Origin of the sequence: uncultured Sphingobacterium sp., assembly GCF_964277905.1 — a bacterium.
In the GTDB taxonomy this organism is placed as follows: Bacteria; Bacteroidota; Bacteroidia; order Sphingobacteriales; family Sphingobacteriaceae; genus Sphingobacterium; species Sphingobacterium siyangense.
Window position 1 is genome coordinate 235,890 of sequence record NZ_CAXYKD010000001.1, and the last position, 17,953, is coordinate 253,842.

Here is a 17,953-nt window from a genome sequence, read left to right on the forward strand (position 1 = left end):
TGGAATTAAAACGAAGTTTGTTTATGAGATATAACATTTGGTTATAACTTGAAGTTTTGCCGCAGACAGAATTGCAGAAACTGGTTGGGTGTACCGGCAAGGCCTCCATATAAATGGGTAAAATAGAAATAACGTTCTATTGTCAATTGTGGAATATCAACAATGGTCAATAGATTATTTAACACTTCTTTTTGCACTGTATGAATAGATAAAAAAGCAAAGCTGTTGCGACGAGCAAGGTAGCCTTTGATACTCTCTGTTGAAGGCAAGATCATTTCTATCTGTACTTCGGATAGATTAATGCTTTTATCTTTTAGTGCATTCTCAATAATTGTTCGTGTACCCGAGCCCTGCTCGCGTAATACCAAAGGTAAGCGCGTGATATCGGATAGTATTGGATTTTTTAATTGAGCTAATAGTGGGTTTTGGCTATTTGTGACCAGAACTAGCTCATCCTTCATAAAAGGAATGTATTTCAGCGCCCGGTTGTCGGTAGACCCCTCCGTGATACCTAAATCCAATGTTTTGTCGATAAGCTGCTCCTCAATACTGCGGCTATTGGATTGAAAAGACTGGATACGGTTGTTGGGATGTTGGGATAGAAAATCGGCAAGCAGAGCAGGTAAAACATATTGGGAGATGGTTGTGCTGGCTCCTAAGACCAGATTTCCTTTTCGCCCTTCCTGCAACTCCTGTATTTCTTGGCCCGCCTGATTATACAGATTGATAATCTGTTGGGCATATTTATAGAGAATCTGACCTGAATCGGTTAAATTAAGATTGTTGCCCTTTCTTTCGAAGAGTGGTACGCCAAGTTTCTTCTCTAGTTCTTGGATGTTTTTGCTTACGGCTGGTTGTGAGATGAAAAGGGCCGAAGCCGTTTTGGTGAAATTAAGGTGCTGAGCCGCAGTGTAAAATACAATTAAACGAAAATCAAAATCCATAAAACGATAAAGGGTTATTTCTAAAATTTAAAAATAACCCTTTATCTAATGAAAAACTAAATTATTTGCTTAGTTCCGCGTAATATTTATGAAATAAAGGAATTGTTGATATTCCCATAAGGTAATTCTCAATACCATACTTTTCATTGGGAGAGTGTAGGTTGTCACTATCTAGTCCGAAGCCTAGGAGTACAGTCTTCAAACCCAATACTTCTTCAAAAAGAGCGACGATTGGAATTGAACCACCACCACGCGTTGGGATAGGCTTAACACCAAAGGTGTCATGTAGGGCTTTTTCTGCCGCTTTGTAAGCAACACTGTCGGTCGGTGTGACGACAGGTTCACCACCATGATGAGGTTTAACTTCTACTTTCACATAGTCTGGTGCAATAGAATCAAAATGTTTTTTGAAAAGCTCCGTAATACGGTGAGAGTTTTGGTTTGGTACAAGACGCATTGAAATTTTTGCATTCGCTTTTGAAGGCAATACCGTTTTGGCGCCTTCACCGATATAACCACTCCAAATACCGTTTACTTCTAAGGTTGGGCGAATACCGGTGCGTTCTAATGTTGTGAAACCCTTTTCTCCCCAGATATTTTGGATACCCAGGTCAGTTTTGTATTCTTCAATGTCAAAAGGTGCTTCATTTAATGCTTTGCGTTCTTCAGCCGTCAATTCGACAACATCATCATAAAATCCAGGGATAGCGATATGATTGTTTTCGTCATGTAATGATGCAATCAGTTTTGCTAATATCGTCGCCGGATTGGCTACTGCTCCACCATATACGCCGGAGTGTAAATCTCTATTAGGCCCCGTAACTTCAACTTCAACATAAGAAAGTCCACGTAAGCCAGTTTCTAACGATGGTTGAGCCATGCTGATCATCGATGTATCGGAAATAACAATAACATCAGCTTTCAGTCTTTCTGTATTTTCTTTAACAAATGTGCCCAAATTGACTGAGCCCACTTCCTCTTCACCCTCAATCATAAATTTGATGTTGCATGCTAATGCATCATTTTTAATCATGTATTCGAAGGCTTTTACATGCATATAAAACTGACCTTTATCATCGGCAGATCCACGTGCATAGATTTTGCCATCACGGACCGTCGGTTCGAAAGGAGGGGTATCCCACAACTCGTATGGATCAGCAGGTTGTACGTCGTAATGACCATATGTCAACACTGTCGGAAGTGCCGGATCGATAATTTTTTCTCCATAAACGATTGGATTACCAGCGGTAGGACAAACTTCTACATTGTCTGCTCCAGCTTCACGCAATTTCTGAGCAACAAATTCAGCAGTTTTTTCAACATCTCCTTTAAATTTAGGATCGGCACTTACTGATGGTAAACGCAATAAATCAAACAACTCATCCAAAAAACGTTGCTTGTTTGCTTCTACATATTCTTTAATGTTTTGCATATTGTTTGTGTTTGAAACAAATTTACACAAATCGAGACATTTAACTCAATTTGTTGTAACCTTTTCGGGAATGGTTGCGACTAATGTAAAAACTAATTCAAATAATTATGGAAAAGCAATCAGTAGGGGCCATTTTAGGAATCGGACTATTTACATGTATCACGTTGTGTGTTTATTTTATTATGCGGTATCGGAGCGTGGCTGTACAGATTCCAGGTGAAAATAAGAAAAGAGAGTCACTAGATTGGCAAAAGCCCGGTATTTTGGTGCTTGGCATAGGAATAGGATTATTCATTGTGGGAATTTTGGACAACTACATGAATACTGATTTGCCAGATTCACTTGCCGTCGCAATTTTGATTATTTCTGCGGGTGTTGCAATGATAATTGCTAACCGATTGGATAAAAAACGCGATATTTAACCCGCCAATGGATGAAATCTATATTCGAAAAGTTCTATCAGGCGATGTGGAATCCTATCGTTATTTTATAAAAACGTATAAGGATATGGCATTTTCTGTCGCTCTTTCTATTGTAAAGGAAGAGCATTTGGCAGAAGATGTCGTTCAGGATGCATTTATAAAATGCTATCAATCGCTGTCTTCCTTTGAAGGGAAATCGAAATTTAGTACCTGGTTTTACCGAATTGTTGTGCATGTTGCTTTTAATGCTATTCGTCATAAGAAACTGGAGTTGGTCAATTTTGATCTATCCCACCATGACATGTCGCATGAAGATTCCGTATTGGATGAAATAATCGACCACGAGAGAAAAGAAATGATCAACGATGCACTCACTATTCTGCCCGCTCGAGAGTCTGTTGCATTACGGTTGTTCTATCTTGAAGAACAGTCGATGGATGAAATTAAAGAAATTATGGGCTGGACATTAGCGAATACCAAAGTGATCTTGCACCGGGCCCGTAAAAATATGCAGATCATTTTAAGTCAGTTAATTAAAAAAGCAGAGTATTATGGATAAGGAACAGGAAAAATTCAAGAAAGTTATGCAAATGAGTAAAATAGAAATGCCATTTGATGATTTTGAACAACGTATCATGAACGGTATTGCTGCGCTTGAGAAAGATAAAGAGAAAGCTCTGTCAAATAAAAAGTATGCGATTACATTTTTTCTTCTTGGGACTGTTTGTGGCATGATGTTCAATAATTATCTGATGGCCAAAATTCAAGTTGCAGACATTGCCCCTGATCTTAAAAATTATAGTGCGATTGGTGGCCAGTTATCTTTTGCTGTTTTGATATGCTTTTTCTGTCTTCAGTTGTGGCGTTTGATCAATATGCAACAGAAGAGGCCTTATCAAGCATAGTGAAGATCTTTTGTATGAATACATCGGATCTGAGCTTCTGTAAAAAGGATCTCTTATTTTGCTCGAATGGGGAACTATGAACCAAAATCCATTTTTTAAGAAAAAAAATTAAATTTACTGTAACAAAACATTGGTTTTATCTACTAATGTTATATTGATATTAATTTACTATCCAACAATTTTATGAAAAGAGTTTTACAAACTCTCTTATTTTTCATTTTTGCTATTCCCGGTTTGGCTTTGGGCCAATCCAAGATTGCTGGAAAAATAAGTGATGTAAAGGACCAACTAAAGTTATCAGATGCAACAGTTATGCTGTTGACCGCTAAAGATTCCATATTAACAGGCTTTACGAGATCTGACGAAAATGGTCTGTTTTCCTTAGCCAAGCCCGATACAGGAGCTTACGTGCTGATCGTGAGTTATCCCAAGTATGGCGATTTTTATACGGAGATTCAATCTGGAGTGGATTACTCCAAATTGGCTATTGGCCTAACAAATACAGCCACATTATTACAAGAAGTCATCGTTACTGGACGGATCCCAATCACAATTAAAGGTGATACCACAGAATATGATGCCGGCAGTTTTAAAGTTGAGAAGAATGCCAAGGTTGAAGACCTGTTGAAAGCTTTGCCTGGCATCACGGTTGATGCATCTGGAAAGATTACTGCACAAGGTAAAACAGTCAAAAAAGTATTGGTAGACGGTGAAGAATTTTTCGGTGATGATCCGACACTGGTGACACGAAATATCCGATCGGATATGGTGGATAAAGTTCAGGTATACGAGAAAAAATCCGAGCAGGCAGAGCGAACAGGAGTGGATGACGGTCAGCGTGAGCAAACGATCAATGTAAAGCTAAAAGAAGGCTCTAAAAATGGCATGTTCGGAAAAGCGCTTATTGGCGGTGGAACCGATGACTACTATATGGGGCAATTGATGTTGAACAAGTTTAAGGGATCGCAGAAAATATCAGTTTATGGGCTTTTTGGTAATAATGGTACCACGAGCATGAACTGGCAGGATGCACAAAAGTATGGTGGTGATTCAGGTGTTTCCTATGGTGATGATGGATCGATGAGCTGGTCTAATTTTACGGATCCTTTTTCTGGACAAGGGGTTATTGGTGTACCTAAAGCCATAAATTCGGGCGTTAACTTCTCGGATAAATTTGATAAGGATAAACATACAGTCAACATTAACTATAAATACGGAAGATTGAGCAGCGATGGAAATGATGAAACGATTACGACCGGTTTGATCAATAACAAATCAGTGAAGAATGTAGATTCTGAAAATGACCAGCATCGTGCCAATCTGAAATATGACCTGAAATTAGATTCGTTAAATCTCTTAACCATACGAGGCGGGGCATCAAGAAAGAATCTTTGGTCAGATAACAAGCGTGAGGCTTATCAGTTTGGCCAAAATGCAGATACAACTATTGCTGAGAATACTCGAGAATTGGTGAAAAATAATATCAACGAGTTCAATTTTAGTACTTATTTTACGCACAAATTCAAGAAAAAAGGACGTTCTTTTACATTCGATGGTCAATGGAAAAGAAATGAGATGAAAGGTACTGGACATTTAAATTCCGACCTGAGAAATTATAGCTTAAAAACGGATTCAACTACAGATCAAAGTAAGGTGCGTAACAATACAAGTGACGTGCTAAGCGCTTCAATTTCCTATACCGAACCTTTATCCAAAATTTGGAATCTTGTTGTGGGAACAGGAATTGAGCAAAGTAATAGTAGTTCCATCGTGGAGTCTTTCAATATTGATGGAGAGGGAAATTATACTCAATTGGATCGTCGTTTCAGTAATAACTACGATTTTGATAGAAGCAGCAATAGGTACAAATTGGCTGTAGTTCATACAACTGAAAAATTTAAGTTCACTGTGGCTAATAATTTCAATAATGACAAATTGAAACAGTTCAATAACTATACAAGCGAGGGGATTACAAGAAGTTACTTTACGTACAATCCAAATGTAAGTGCAGGTTATTCCTTTACAAAAACTAAGGGGTTATGGATGAACTATACGGGTAAAAATCAATTACCTTCTTTAAGCCAGATCCAACCGATCTTGGATAACTCAGACCAGATTAATCGCTATTTGGGAAATGAAAACTTAAAACCATCATTTAGAAACTCATTAAATCTGAATTATAATTCGTTCCGTGTGTTGACCGGAAACTATGTTTATGTCGGTGGTAATATTTCTACCGAAAGGAACCCGATAACACAGAATATTGATACATTGAACGGGATCAATACATATACTTGGAATAATGTTGATGGTAAGACAAATACTTCCCTGAACGTATGGTCTGGAGTTTATTTCAAGCTGAGCAAAAAACTTGGCCTGTCCAACTCGCCACAGTTTTATGTGAATATGAGTGATAATTATAATATGTTCAATCACCAATTGAATAAAGTAAATACGACGAACTTTAATTTTACGTATAATTTCAAAAGAGATACCAAGACAGGTTTAAATTTTGACCTGAACTTTAGTCCGCAATATCGTTTGATGAAATCAAGTTTGGAACGCAATACCAACAGTAATGGTTTTGTTTTCGCTTCCAACGGAAGTGTGGAGTATTTTTTCAACAAAACATTTAAGGTTTATACCAATTATACCTACTCCTACGAGGCAGCCACCAAAGCTTTTGATGAGAAGTTTGAGCAGTTTTTGTTGCATCCGGGTGTAAGCAAGAAATTCCTGAAAAATGAATCGTTGGTGTTGGATTTTATGATCAACGATGTTCTTAACCAGAACAAAGGCTTTAGTCGTTCGGCATCGACTTCTGTCTTTACCCAACGTCGATATGATACGATACGCAGATATTATATGCTTAAACTATCATGGGATTTTACAAAAATGTTTTTATAAAATATTAAGCGAAATACAATGTTAAAATATATCTTTTTTCTCTTCTTCTGTTGTTCAGCCTTAGGTCTTAAAGCACAGTATACATTGTTTGGTCGATCGGGAACTATTTCCTACGATAAGACGATGTATATGAAGAATATCGTAAGTAAAAAATTCATCGCTAAGGCCGATGATAACTCAAAACAGTTTTTTGAGCGTATAGTACCAAGATTACCAGAAAGTGCCGTGTTAAAGAAGTCAATGAAATTCAATACCACGGAGACTTTGTTCGAGTCGGTAAAAGACGAGAGCCTGGATGCAGAAATTAAGCAGTATATTATGATGCTTGCGCTAGACTTTGATGCAGCAACACTTTCAAATATGTCCAACCGATCCTTTTTGAGATACAACGATATCGTCGGTGAAAAAATCATCGTTCAGGATTCCATGAAACGTATCGAATGGAAAATCACAGATGAATACCGTGAGATCGCGGGCTACAATTGCAGAAGAGCCAATGGTATTACACTGGACTCCATTTATGTCATTGGATACTACTGCAATGAAATTCCTATCAGTGGCGGTCCAGAGTCCATCAATGGTCTTCCGGGAATGATTTTAGGCTTGGTTGTACCTAGTCAGCACGTTTCTTATTTTGCAACAAAAGTTGAACTCAGCAACACAGTTGTGATGGACAAAAAGAAATTTGACAATACGAAGGTAAAACGAATGACAAGAAAGGCCATGACAGATCAGATTACAGGTGTGCTGTCTCAACACATGAATAAAGAAACTGTTCAATTTATTATGGAACTTGGCAATTTATAAAGATCACAGCATGCTATTCAAATAATATGTTGTATATTTCTAACTGTTTAGATAAAAAAGCTCTTCTTTTGAAGAGCTTTTTTTATGATTTTTAATTTGTATCACATTGTTAATTAATGGTTTGTTTTGTTTTTGAATGTCTGTTTATTACTTGTGTTTTTTTTGAGATAAACTTAAATTAACTGAAACTAAATATTAGTTTTGTGCACGAATTTTATTATTTATATAATTATATACTATCCAAACCATATGATGAAAAGAGTGGGGCAACTACTTTTACTTATTTTATTCTGTTTCTGCGGAATAGTTCATGCTCAATCCCGGATTGAAGGAAAAATCATTGATGTAAAAGATCAGCTTAAGCTGCATAATGCAACAATTATGTTGTTAACAGCTAAAGATTCCATTTTGACCAATTTTGCCCGTTCGGATGAAAATGGTAAGTTCTCTCTTGAGCGGCCTGATACTGGACAATATTTTATCATTGTAACCTATCCGAAGTACGGTGAATATTACGCGGAGATCCTGCCAGGGCAGCATTACAGTAACATTTCTATTGGAATGACCAGCAGCGCAACCTTGCTGGAGGAAGTCATTGTTATGGGACGGGTGCCCATTAGTATCAAGGGTGATACAACGGAATATGATGCTGGAAGTTTTAAAGTGGAAAAAAACGCCAAAGTTGAAGATTTGTTGAAAGTCCTACCTGGGATTACCGTCGATGCCTCTGGAAAGATTACTGCCCAAGGAAAAACAGTGAAGAAAATGCTTGTTGACGGGGAGGAGTTCTTTGGTGACGATCCCATTTTAGTAAGCCGGAATATTCGTTCTGATATGGTTGATAAAATTCAGGTCTATGAAAAGAAGTCTGATAAGGCTGAGAAAACAGGGATTGATGATGGTGAACGTACACAGACAATCAACGTGAAGTTAAAAGAGGAAGCTAGACGTGGAATATTCGGCAAAGTGGATGTTGGTGGAGGTAGTGATAAATTCTACGCTGGACAGGGCTTTTTGAACTATTTTAATCAATCGTTTAAAGCTTCGGCTTATTTGATTGCAAGTAATACAGGCAAGAGTGGGCTCAGTTATGAGGAAGTATCAAGCATGGGGGGAGACTACGATAGAGGCGATAATTTTAATGGTGAAGGTATTCCTAAGTCCTTGAATACGGGATTTCTATATTCAGATAAAACCGCTAACAAAAAACATGCTTGGCGGATCGACTATAAGCATATCCGATCCGATGTTGATTTGGATCGCAGCGTGTTCACACGCAATGCGGCACGCGACACGATATTGACTAGCAACAGCAGCACATTGGCGTCAAATGAAAACAGAAAGCATAATATTGGTTTGAAATATGAATTTAAGGTCGATTCCATGTCGGATTTAACGGTTTGGGCAGGTGCAAACAAAAGACATGATAATAGTTCTTCAGAGACACAATCAACTACTGTAAATCAATTTGATCAAAAGATCAACGATAACATGCGAAAGTTTAAGAACGATTCTAGATCAGAACAGTATAATGCCTCAGCACTCTATGTAAGACGTTTTAAAAAGAAAGGCCGTTCGTTATCATTCAACTATTTTACATCGGGCAATAAACAGGATGGTGAGCAAGATTTGTTTTCTAAACTTAGATTTTACAAAGCAGGGAATGTTGAAAGAGATTCGACTCTCGACCAGAAGAAATTTGTTAAAAATAGCTCTTTTTCCACGGGGGGCGAATTTGCTTATTCCGAACCGATCTCAAAAAAGATTATCCTTTCTTTCGAATATGGATTGAATCTCAATAGAAATAACAATGCAGTTAGGTCTTTCGATAAAAATCAGAATACCGGTACTTTTGATAGACTAGATAGTTTGTATAGCAATGATTTCTTATATAAAACGATAAAAAACACCTATAATTTCGCAATTAATTACAAGCCCCTGGAAAAGCTAGTGGTCAATATCTCGAATAGGTTCGAAAATAATAATCTGTCGCAATTAAACCGTATGGAGAATTCGAGACTCTCACGATCATTTTTTGTATATAATCCGGTGGTTGATGTTAATTATGAAATACAAAAAAATAAATCGATCAATTTGGAATATCAGGGTACCAATGGTTTGCCCTCTTTAAATCAGATCCAGCCACTCCGGTCGAATTTGGATCCGCTGAATGAATATTTAGGTAATGAAAATTTGAAACCATCTTACACCAATAATTTGAACCTAAGCTTTAGAACCTATTCTGTATTGGAAGATAAGTTTATAGGTGTCTTTTTAAGTGCATCACGTACAAACAATGCATTGGTGCAAAATACAACGATTGATTCACTGGGTAAAACGACCTTTGTTTGGGGAAATTTGAATCATAATAGCAATAATCAAATTAGCATCAGGCCAATGTTTTATGGCAAGTTATGGAAAAAAATTCAATTGAGACATGGGGGAGGACCATCCGTATCTTTCAGCAACAATTATAACTATGTCAATACTGTTTTGGCGAATGCCAAGGTGCAGCGTTATGGGGTAAATTATGGTCTACAGCGATCGACTACCAAAGGCTTGGACTTTGGTATTGAATTGTCCCCAGGCTATCTTATCCAAGATAATTCCATTGGCGCAATGGAGGATAGTAAGGGATTTACGTTTTCATCTGAAGGAAACCTAAAGTACTTTCTGCCGGCCAAATTTATTGTGCGGGCAGATTTTAGCTATAGCTATCAGGCTCCTACAGCGGTGTACAGTAAAAAATTTGAACGATTTGTGCTGAGTCCCGCATTATCAAAAAAATTCCGAAAAGATGAAAAGCTTGAATTGACCTTTATGGTTAATGACCTCCTCAAACAGAATGTGGGTTTTGACAGAAGTCAAAACGGGACACTATTGACCGAACGCCGATACAACACAATCAGTAGATATTATATGGTTAAGCTGACTTGGGAAATAAATAAAATGCTCGTAAAATCGAAATAAAATGAAAGATATCAAAAATTTACTCGTCTTATTGCTGTTCTTTTTTTGGGGAGCCACAGCTTTTGGACAATATGCTTATTTTCCTACGCAAGGAACAATTACCTATGACAAAACCGTGTTTCTTAAAAACCTGCTCAAACGTTATGCAACCTATGCAAAAGACGAGGATACACGTAACTCGATCAAAGAAATGATGGAGCAGACTCCCGAAAATCAGGTGCTGAAAAAGAAACTGACATTTTCCAATGATGAGGTCCTCTATGAACATATTACTGAAGAGTATTCGGATGTTGTTAGCGGGCTGATGCGGTCTGGAATTTTTGAGTCAGGGATAAGTGGCTATCAAAATTTGAAGAGTAAAGCATTTAATTCTGTCTTTGAGTTAGGAGGGGAACGAGTTGTCGTGGCAGATTCGACATTAAAGATCAAGTGGAAAATCACGAATGAATACCGTGAAATCGCAGGTTATCCCTGCCGAAGGGCCAATGGACTTGTATTGGATTCCATCTATGCCGTTGCTTTTTATACGGATCAAATCCCTGTTTCGGGAGGTCCTTCGGCCTTTAATGGACTACCGGGGATGATCCTTGGTTTGGCGGTTCCAGAGCTGCATTACAATATGTTTGCAACGAAGGTGGAGTTGGGAGCCGTAAACCCTTCATCGGCAACATTGTTAAAGAAAAAAGATAAACCCTTGACCAGGCAACAGGTTTATGATAAACTGAAGGCCTCTTTCGGTGATTACCTGGGTATTAAGATTTACAATTTGGTGATGGCCTGTACATTTCTGTAAAAGCCAACAAAAAAAGGCCTTTCATTTGAAAGGCCTTTTTTATGTTTAACTTCGAAAAAACTATTTTCCGTCGTTTTTCTTAGCAGTAACTTCGTTACGAAGTTCTTGTGCTAAGGTTTTGATTTCTTGTAATCCTTTACGTACACGTGTACCAGCTGCAGAATTACCATTGTTGAAGAACTTGTCTGCATCAGCTTCGATAGAAGCTACTAACTCTTTTAATTTTACGTAGTTTTCCATTTTTTTATAATTATAATTTTAGTTTTTATGGTTTTTCCTAAACACTCCTTAAATATACAAAAACGAATCAAATAGAAAATAAATTTCGTTTTTTTTTATCGAAAAAGCTTAAAAAAAACTATTCAACAATCTTAAGTTCGTCAATAATGTTGGTTGCTCCTGCAAATTTATCGATGATAAATAATACATAACGGATATCAACTGAAATTGTACGTTGTAGCTTGTGGTCGAAGATCACATCACCAGCCATAGCTTCAATATTACCATCAAAAGCTAGGCCAATTAATTCGCCGTTGCCATTTATCACTGGTGAACCTGAGTTTCCGCCTGTTATGTCGTTGTCACTTAGGAAGTTCACTGGTAAATATCCTTTCTTGTCGGCATAACGACCATAGTCCTTATTATTGTACAGATCCATCAAACGTTGTGGTAAATCAAACTCCTCGTCGCCCTTTTTGTACTTCGCAATAGTGCCTTTTAACGTTGTGTAAAAGTTTTTGTCAGCATCGTTACGGGGATCTTGCGGTAGGCCCTTGATCGAACCGTAAGTTAAACGTAACGTACTGTTCGCATCTGGATAGAATTTACCTTTTGGATTCGAAGCCAATACCCCAGCGACATATTTACGATAAGCACCTTCAAATTTGTCGTCTTGTGTTTTCCAGCTAGGATCTACTTGACGGTATCTGTTAAGTAAGGCTGAAGAAAGTTTATACAATGGGTCATTGGCTAAAATTTCAGCGTTAGGGGTCTCCAGGTAATTGTTCAAACGTTCAGCAGAAGCGAAGATGCTGTTCTTCACAGATTCTTTGACATAAGCCGTAAAGTCACCATTATTTTTTGCAGCCAATTCTGCAATATATGGTGCAATATTTCCTGCTTTTTTAGCATAAAGATTCAATTCGTCAATCAATACTTGCTCTTCAAGTGGCATGTACATTTTTTCATAACCTGCATCGATGGCAGATTTTAAACGAGGAAGAATAGCATTTCTTCTTGCTTCATCTCCAGTAGTATATACTTCTAAACCTGATCCAATTGTGTTCGGTAAAGCTGCAATTGCACTAGAACGCAACATGCCCATTAAATAGTTGTCATGTCTAGCTTTCTCGTTTGTCGAAGCATAAAATTCGTTGATTGTTTTGATGACATCACCGTATTCTGCTTTGTTTGCAGCTTTATTTGCCCATTTGTCAAATTTAGCTTCGTCTTTTGCTTTAGATTCTGCGGTTTTATGTAATGTCAAAGCATCAATCATTCCTTGACGGTTTTTCCAGTAATTAGCTACCTGAGAGTATTTTGAAGCGTAGTTCAATTTTACAGCTTGGTCTTGATCCATAAATTTTTTCATGGCATCCATACCTGTTTTAGAAGCTTCTACCCAAGCTGGATAAGCGAATTTAACATTCTGATTGATTCCTCCAGCAGGCATCCAACGATTAGTACGTCCTGGATAGCCTAAGATCATCGCGAAATCTCCTTCTTGAACACCTTTTAAGCTGACAGGTAGGAAATGTTTAGGTTTCAAAGGCACATTATCTTTTGCATACTCCGCTGGATTACCATTTTTATCGGCGTAAACGCGGAAAATTGAGAAATCTCCGGTATGACGTGGCCATTCCCAGTTATCCGTATCACCGCCAAATTTTCCAATGCTATTTGGGGGTGTTCCCACCAAACGGACATCATTGTAATCTTGGTATACAAAATAATAATACTCATTGCCTTGGTAGAATGATTTTACTTCAACCACATATTTACCATTTTCGCTATTCTCTTTTTGAATTTTGGCAATTTCAGCAGCAATGATTTTTTTTCGTTCATCTTCAGCCATTTTGTTGTTGACCAAACCTAAGATTCGTTTTGAAACATCATCCATGCGCACAAAAAAGCGAACCGACAAAGATTTAGGCTTTAACTCTTCATTTTTTGATTTGGCCCAGAAACCATTTGTTAAATGATCATTTTCTGGTGTAGAAAGTTCAGCAATAGCACCATATCCACAGTGATGGTTGGTGAATACCAAGCCTTGATCAGAAACGATCTCAGCAGTACAGCCACCGTTGAATTGTACGATTGCATCTTTTAAGCTAGAGTGGTTAATGCTGTAGATTTCTTCGGCACTTAAGCGAAGTCCTTTTTTCTGCATATCTGACTCATTCAGACGCTTTAGATACATTAAAAACCACATTCCCTCATCGGCAAATGCAGCAAAGCTTGTTGTGATGAACAACAAACACATCCATAATTTTTTCATATCAACCTGATAAAAAGTTTGTTTATACAGTACAAAAATGCTTTAATTCTCTTAAAAACCAAAATATTAGACTTTATAATATGCTTTTTACCAATTTTTATGTCAATTGAAAGTAAATGTGTACCGTATTGGTTGTCAAGGAAAGTCAAATGGACTCTTTTCCTTATCTTTGCAAGATGCAGCAATCATTTGAAAATTTTAAATTCAATAAACAGATCTTAAATGCGATAGCGGAGGCGGGGTATCAACAACCGACAGAGATCCAAGAGAAGGCAATTACTCCAATATTGGCCGGGCAGGATGTGATGGGAATCGCTCAGACTGGAACAGGAAAAACGGCGGCATTCGTTTTGCCGATGCTGATGAAGCTAAAATATGCTCAGGGAAATGATGCGCGTGCGTTGATTTTGACACCAACGAGAGAATTGGCCATGCAGATCGAAGAAAATATTAAGCTGTTTTCTACTTATCTTGATTTGCGTTCAGTGGTACTTTATGGTGGATTAGGACCAAAAACTCAAATAGAAGCACTTGAAAAAGGAGTGGATATTATCGTTGCAACACCAGGTCGATTTTTGGACTTGTACCTGGAAGGGCACATTGTTGTCAAATCACTCAAATTTTTGGTCTTGGATGAGGCCGATAAGATGATGGATATGGGTTTTATTAGTAAGATCCACCGTGTACTTGAAATTGTGCCACGCAAACGTCAGAACTTATTGTTCTCAGCAACAATGAGTGAGCTTGTTCGCAAAATTGCAGGTGATTTCTTAGCGTTTCCGACCATTATTGAGGTTTCCGAACAAGCTACACCAGCCAAGACGGTAAGTCAAGCGCTATATGTTGTTCCCAACCAAAAGACAAAATTGAATTTACTTCAGCATCTCTTGAAAGATGATGAAGCGTTTAGTCGACTGATTGTTTTCTGTAAAACAAAGCAGGTAGCAGATAATGTCTTCCACTTTTTGGAACGTAAATACGGTAAAGATGAGGTTCGTGTTATTCATGCCAATAAAGGTCAGAATACACGTATCAACTCCATCAATGCGTTTAAGGAAGGGAATATTCGTATTTTGGTCGCAACGGATGTGGCGGCGCGAGGGCTTGACGTTTCTAATGTAAGCCATGTGATCAACTTTGAAGTACCTATTGTTATAGAAGATTATGTGCATCGTATTGGACGTACCGGGCGAGCTTTCAATGAGGGGGATGCTATCACGTTCTGTAATGATGCCGAGAAATATTACGTTCGCAAAATCGAAAAATTGATCAAGCAAAGTATACCTGTCTACGCACTACCAGAGGATGTCTTTATAGAGAAAACACCCTTTCATGAAAAACAGGATATTGCGCGCGAGATTGATAATCAAAAACGAAAAGATGATCCAGATTTCCAAGGTGCTTTTCACGAGAAAAAATACGTTATCAAACAGAAAGAAATGCGGGAGGCACAACGAGCTTCCGGATTTAAACCAAAAGCAAAAAGTAAAAGTAAGTCTGCAGGCGGAAAATCGGGAGGAACAAATCGTAATTTTAAAAAACGTTAATTTATTGTGCGCTTTACACCACTAAATATCGCTAGTGCATGCCTTGTTGCCTGGTTTGTTATGGAAAACCCCAATGACGAAAAGGCCTTATTTACTTGGGGCGCATTTATCCTATTGTTGTTGATATTGACCGTCATTGATATTGTATTTAGGGTCTTTGTAAAGCCAAATAAAAAAATGTGGTTATTACAATTGGCATTTTTGGTAGTCGTTTGTGTCACCAGTTTAATTGTCAGAGTAACCTTTGGGTAAGAGGTAAAATTAAAAATAAAGACGAGTTAGGTTGTGAATCGATGGCAAATATAGTTCCTGTTTCAAAAAACATAGCTCAATATAAATAGCTCAATAATATTAAAATGAAAAAAGCTGAAATAAAATTACAGGTAGAGTTAGATGAAAACAACGTGCCTGAAAATATCATGTGGTCTTCTACAGATGGAAATAATGCGGAGGAATTACCTGCAAAAGCGATGTTTTTAGCCCTATGGGATTCACATTATAAAAATTCAATGCGCATTGACCTTTGGACTAAAGATATGCCCTACGATGAGATGAAACGTTTTTTCTATGAAACGCTGCAAACATTGGGCGACTCTTTTATCCGTTCTTCAGGCGGTGATCCGATGGCGGAAAAAGTTATTGGCGACTTGCGTGATTACTGTGCGCATTTTGCAGATAAAATGGAAGTTTTAATGCCACAACAATAGTTTTTAACGCTTAACAGAAATTTGACCATGCAATACTTCTTAGTAAAATCTGAACCATTTAAATATAGCTGGGAACAATTTAATAAAGATGGCCGTACATTTTGGGATGGCGTTCGTAATTATCAAGCTAGGAATAATATCAAAGCTATGAAAGAAGGGGATCTGGTCCTGTTCTACCATAGCAATGAAGGAAAAGAAGTTGTGGGGGTGGCGAAAGTCGTCAAGGAATTTTATCAAGATCCGACAACAGATGATGAGCGTTGGGTCGTGGTGGATCTGGCACCTGTAGAGACGCTGAAGAAATCCGTTACGTTGGAAACCATTAAGGCTGATGAGCAGTTGCAGGATATCGCCTTGGTCAGACAAGGACGTTTGTCTGTAATGCCTTTGAAGCCAGAAGAATTTGATCGGATTTTAGCGCTTGGCAACGCGTAAGCTAGCGCAAATAAATCGACCCAGTGTATGGGGATATAAAAAAAAGGGAAAACGATCGTTTTCCCTTTTTTAGTATTTACCCAGTATGTAAGTCATGAACATCAAGCATTAGTTCTTTTGGCTAAAAAGACTGACCAGCGCTTTTAATTTTTTTGCATTTTCAGGCTTTAATTTCCCCGCGAGAATAAGGCGCAGTTCTCTTCGTTGTAATGCATCTTCGTAAGCTTTGTGTTCTATATCTGATTCTGGAATTAATACAGGCACAGCTTTAGGGTTGTTATCCGCATCAACAGCAACAAAGGTATAATAAGCTTCGTTGGTTTTTACACGGGTGCCTTCCGGTAAATTAGAAGCGAAAATTTCCATGCGTACCTCCAAAGAACTATTAAACGCACGTGTTACCTGAGCTTGTATCGTGACGACCTCACCGAGTTTAATGGATCGCTTAAAAGATACATTGTCGACTGATACTGTTACGACGACATTGCTGCAGTGTTTTTGAGCAGCAATAGCCGAACAGATATCCATCCAATACAATAAACGGCCACCCATCAAATTCCCAAAAGTATTTGTGTCGTTGGGTAATACCAATTCGTTCATCTCAGTGTATGACTCTCGCGCAAATTTCTCTATCATATCATTATTTGTCATTATCGTCCAAACGTTTTGAATTGATTATCTATGATTGCCAAAGAATCCATAAATGACGTCGGCACATAACCCAATTCAGCGTTAGATCTAGTCAGATCAAAGCCTGTCTGCCGTGGCCTGTTCTCCGCCTGTCCAATGCTGGCAGCACTGATCTCCGAAATCAATCCTTTATCTAGCTGCCAGTAGTCCGCAATTTTGTAGACAGCCTCATTGATCGACATTAATTCTGCTCCTGAAATATGAAATATTCCCTGCGCTTTTCGGTCAATAGCGAGTTGGCAAGCATAAGCTAAATCATCCACAAAGGTAGGCATTCTCCATTGGTCATTGACTACTTTTATGGGTTCATTTTGCGACAACTTACTTTTAGCCCATAATACTAGATTCGAGCGATTGGGGTCAGCATTGATCCCATATACTAATATCGTGCGAAGGATAGCATAATTACAGTTGGATTGTACAAGCACTTGTTCGGAAGCATATTTACTCTTTCCATATTCACTTTGTGGATTGGGGAGATCTGTTTCATCATAAGGCGCATTTTTTTTGCCATCAAATACAAAGTCCGTGGATAAGTGGATCAGTTGGGTCTGATGTGCAGTACAATAGGAAGCCAGATAGGCTACGAGATCGACGTTAAGCAATTGACATGCTGCTTGATCTGCTTCACAAGCTTCTACACTGGTCATAGCTGCTGTATGTACAATTGCATCAAAAGTTTGTGCAGATAAAAAATCTGTCAATTTTTCCCGATCCGATAGGTCTACCTGAAAGAAAGCATAATTCACTTGATTTGGGTTGCGATTTGGCCCCTTAGAAATGGCAACAACATCATATTGGTCATTTTTAGCAAGTAAATCAACGACTTTTTGGCCAAGGAATCCATTGGATCCTGTCACTAGAATTTTTTTCATCAACAATAATTAAATGATATCC

The 17,953-nt window shown here is 38.1% G+C and carries 17 protein-coding genes; 11 read left to right on the forward strand and 6 right to left on the reverse strand.

Annotated elements, in window-relative coordinates:
• Positions 1 to 41: 41 nt before the first annotated feature.
• Together ACHWSC_RS00905 and ACHWSC_RS00910 are read right to left on the reverse strand one after the other, a co-directional pair.
• A complete protein-coding gene (locus ACHWSC_RS00905; RefSeq protein WP_394675498.1) occupies positions 42 to 944 on the reverse strand; it encodes a LysR substrate-binding domain-containing protein in 903 nt (300 codons plus the stop codon).
• 61 nt (positions 945 to 1,005) lie between these two features.
• Entirely contained in the window at positions 1,006 to 2,376 is a 1,371-nt protein-coding gene (locus ACHWSC_RS00910) for a dipeptidase (RefSeq protein WP_394675499.1), read from the reverse strand.
• A gap of 107 nt (positions 2,377 to 2,483) precedes the next feature.
• Between ACHWSC_RS00910 and ACHWSC_RS00915 the strand changes: the two genes are divergently transcribed.
• The 7 genes from ACHWSC_RS00915 to ACHWSC_RS00945 all read left to right on the forward strand — a co-directional run bounded on the left by ACHWSC_RS00915 (position 2,484) and on the right by ACHWSC_RS00945 (position 11,180).
• On the forward strand, positions 2,484 to 2,798 hold the full coding sequence (locus tag ACHWSC_RS00915; RefSeq protein WP_145327816.1) for a hypothetical protein: 315 nt from the start codon (positions 2,484 to 2,486) through the stop codon (positions 2,796 to 2,798).
• A gap of 7 nt (positions 2,799 to 2,805) precedes the next feature.
• Positions 2,806 to 3,357, forward strand: a complete 552-nt coding sequence (locus ACHWSC_RS00920) for an RNA polymerase sigma factor (RefSeq protein WP_394675500.1) — start codon at positions 2,806 to 2,808, stop codon at positions 3,355 to 3,357.
• Positions 3,350 to 3,703, forward strand: coding sequence for a hypothetical protein (locus ACHWSC_RS00925; protein ID WP_394675501.1), 354 nt, complete (start codon positions 3,350 to 3,352; stop codon positions 3,701 to 3,703). Before ACHWSC_RS00920 ends, ACHWSC_RS00925 begins: the two co-directional genes overlap by 8 nt.
• Before the next feature lie 183 nt (positions 3,704 to 3,886).
• Positions 3,887 to 6,610: an outer membrane beta-barrel protein gene (locus ACHWSC_RS00930; protein ID WP_394675502.1), complete on the forward strand. Its 2,724-nt coding sequence runs from the start codon at positions 3,887 to 3,889 to the stop codon at positions 6,608 to 6,610.
• Between the two features lie 18 nt (positions 6,611 to 6,628).
• On the forward strand, positions 6,629 to 7,417 hold the full coding sequence (locus ACHWSC_RS00935) for a GLPGLI family protein (protein ID WP_394675503.1): 789 nt from the start codon (positions 6,629 to 6,631) through the stop codon (positions 7,415 to 7,417).
• Positions 7,418 to 7,666: 249 nt separating this feature from the next.
• Positions 7,667 to 10,387, forward strand: a complete 2,721-nt coding sequence (locus tag ACHWSC_RS00940) for an outer membrane beta-barrel protein (protein WP_394675504.1) — start codon at positions 7,667 to 7,669, stop codon at positions 10,385 to 10,387.
• Between the two features lies 1 nt (position 10,388).
• Entirely contained in the window at positions 10,389 to 11,180 is a 792-nt protein-coding gene (locus ACHWSC_RS00945; RefSeq protein WP_394675505.1) for a GLPGLI family protein, read from the forward strand.
• 60 nt (positions 11,181 to 11,240) lie between these two features.
• Here the strand turns inward: ACHWSC_RS00945 and ACHWSC_RS00950 are convergent, their stop codons facing one another.
• A complete protein-coding gene (locus ACHWSC_RS00950) occupies positions 11,241 to 11,420 on the reverse strand; it encodes a histone H1 (protein WP_070562307.1) in 180 nt (59 codons plus the stop codon).
• 118 nt (positions 11,421 to 11,538) lie between these two features.
• Positions 11,539 to 13,677 (reverse strand): S46 family peptidase, encoded by a 2,139-nt coding sequence (locus ACHWSC_RS00955; protein ID WP_394675506.1) that lies wholly within the window; start codon positions 13,675 to 13,677, stop codon positions 11,539 to 11,541.
• 176 nt (positions 13,678 to 13,853) lie between these two features.
• On the opposite strand from ACHWSC_RS00955, the gene ACHWSC_RS00960 reads away from it, so the two are divergent.
• The 4 genes from ACHWSC_RS00960 to ACHWSC_RS00975 all read left to right on the forward strand — a co-directional run bounded on the left by ACHWSC_RS00960 (position 13,854) and on the right by ACHWSC_RS00975 (position 16,366).
• Entirely contained in the window at positions 13,854 to 15,224 is a 1,371-nt protein-coding gene (locus ACHWSC_RS00960) for a DEAD/DEAH box helicase (RefSeq protein ID WP_394675507.1), read from the forward strand.
• Between the two features lie 6 nt (positions 15,225 to 15,230).
• The gene (locus tag ACHWSC_RS00965) at positions 15,231 to 15,476 is read left to right on the forward strand and encodes a hypothetical protein (RefSeq protein WP_394675508.1); all 246 of its coding nucleotides are present in this window, start codon (positions 15,231 to 15,233) and stop codon (positions 15,474 to 15,476) included.
• Between the two features lie 104 nt (positions 15,477 to 15,580).
• Complete coding sequence (gene gldC, locus ACHWSC_RS00970) at positions 15,581 to 15,931, forward strand: gliding motility protein GldC (protein ID WP_088160288.1); 351 nt, start codon at positions 15,581 to 15,583, stop codon at positions 15,929 to 15,931.
• Positions 15,932 to 15,958: 27 nt separating this feature from the next.
• Positions 15,959 to 16,366 carry an EVE domain-containing protein gene (locus ACHWSC_RS00975; protein ID WP_075991117.1) on the forward strand — a complete coding sequence of 136 codons (408 nt, stop codon included), beginning with the start codon at positions 15,959 to 15,961 and terminating at the stop codon, positions 16,364 to 16,366.
• 108 nt (positions 16,367 to 16,474) lie between these two features.
• Here the strand turns inward: ACHWSC_RS00975 and ACHWSC_RS00980 are convergent, their stop codons facing one another.
• Positions 16,475 to 17,002 carry an acyl-CoA thioesterase gene (locus tag ACHWSC_RS00980; RefSeq protein WP_394675509.1) on the reverse strand — a complete coding sequence of 176 codons (528 nt, stop codon included), beginning with the start codon at positions 17,000 to 17,002 and terminating at the stop codon, positions 16,475 to 16,477.
• 14 nt (positions 17,003 to 17,016) lie between these two features.
• Positions 17,017 to 17,931 (reverse strand): SDR family oxidoreductase, encoded by a 915-nt coding sequence (locus ACHWSC_RS00985; RefSeq protein WP_120333470.1) that lies wholly within the window; start codon positions 17,929 to 17,931, stop codon positions 17,017 to 17,019.
• Positions 17,932 to 17,953: the final 22 nt, after the last annotated feature.

Bases quoted from the DNA above. Each gene is read 5' to 3' on its own strand.
- ACHWSC_RS00905 (WP_394675498.1), bottom strand. From the start codon at position 944: ATGGATTTTGATTTTCGTTTAATTGTATTTTACACTGCGGCTCAGCAC.
- ACHWSC_RS00910 (WP_394675499.1), bottom strand. From the start codon at position 2,376: ATGCAAAACATTAAAGAATATGTAGAAGCAAACAAGCAACGTTTTTTG.
- ACHWSC_RS00915 (WP_145327816.1), top strand. From the start codon at position 2,484: ATGGAAAAGCAATCAGTAGGGGCCATTTTAGGAATCGGACTATTTACA.
- ACHWSC_RS00920 (WP_394675500.1), top strand. From the start codon at position 2,806: ATGGATGAAATCTATATTCGAAAAGTTCTATCAGGCGATGTGGAATCC.
- ACHWSC_RS00925 (WP_394675501.1), top strand. From the start codon at position 3,350: ATGGATAAGGAACAGGAAAAATTCAAGAAAGTTATGCAAATGAGTAAA.
- ACHWSC_RS00930 (WP_394675502.1), top strand. From the start codon at position 3,887: ATGAAAAGAGTTTTACAAACTCTCTTATTTTTCATTTTTGCTATTCCC.
- ACHWSC_RS00935 (WP_394675503.1), top strand. From the start codon at position 6,629: ATGTTAAAATATATCTTTTTTCTCTTCTTCTGTTGTTCAGCCTTAGGT.
- ACHWSC_RS00940 (WP_394675504.1), top strand. From the start codon at position 7,667: ATGATGAAAAGAGTGGGGCAACTACTTTTACTTATTTTATTCTGTTTC.
- ACHWSC_RS00945 (WP_394675505.1), top strand. From the start codon at position 10,389: ATGAAAGATATCAAAAATTTACTCGTCTTATTGCTGTTCTTTTTTTGG.
- ACHWSC_RS00950 (WP_070562307.1), bottom strand. From the start codon at position 11,420: ATGGAAAACTACGTAAAATTAAAAGAGTTAGTAGCTTCTATCGAAGCT.
- ACHWSC_RS00955 (WP_394675506.1), bottom strand. From the start codon at position 13,677: ATGAAAAAATTATGGATGTGTTTGTTGTTCATCACAACAAGCTTTGCT.
- ACHWSC_RS00960 (WP_394675507.1), top strand. From the start codon at position 13,854: ATGCAGCAATCATTTGAAAATTTTAAATTCAATAAACAGATCTTAAAT.
- gldC (WP_088160288.1), top strand. From the start codon at position 15,581: ATGAAAAAAGCTGAAATAAAATTACAGGTAGAGTTAGATGAAAACAAC.
- ACHWSC_RS00975 (WP_075991117.1), top strand. From the start codon at position 15,959: ATGCAATACTTCTTAGTAAAATCTGAACCATTTAAATATAGCTGGGAA.
- ACHWSC_RS00980 (WP_394675509.1), bottom strand. From the start codon at position 17,002: ATGATAGAGAAATTTGCGCGAGAGTCATACACTGAGATGAACGAATTG.
- ACHWSC_RS00985 (WP_120333470.1), bottom strand. From the start codon at position 17,931: ATGAAAAAAATTCTAGTGACAGGATCCAATGGATTCCTTGGCCAAAAA.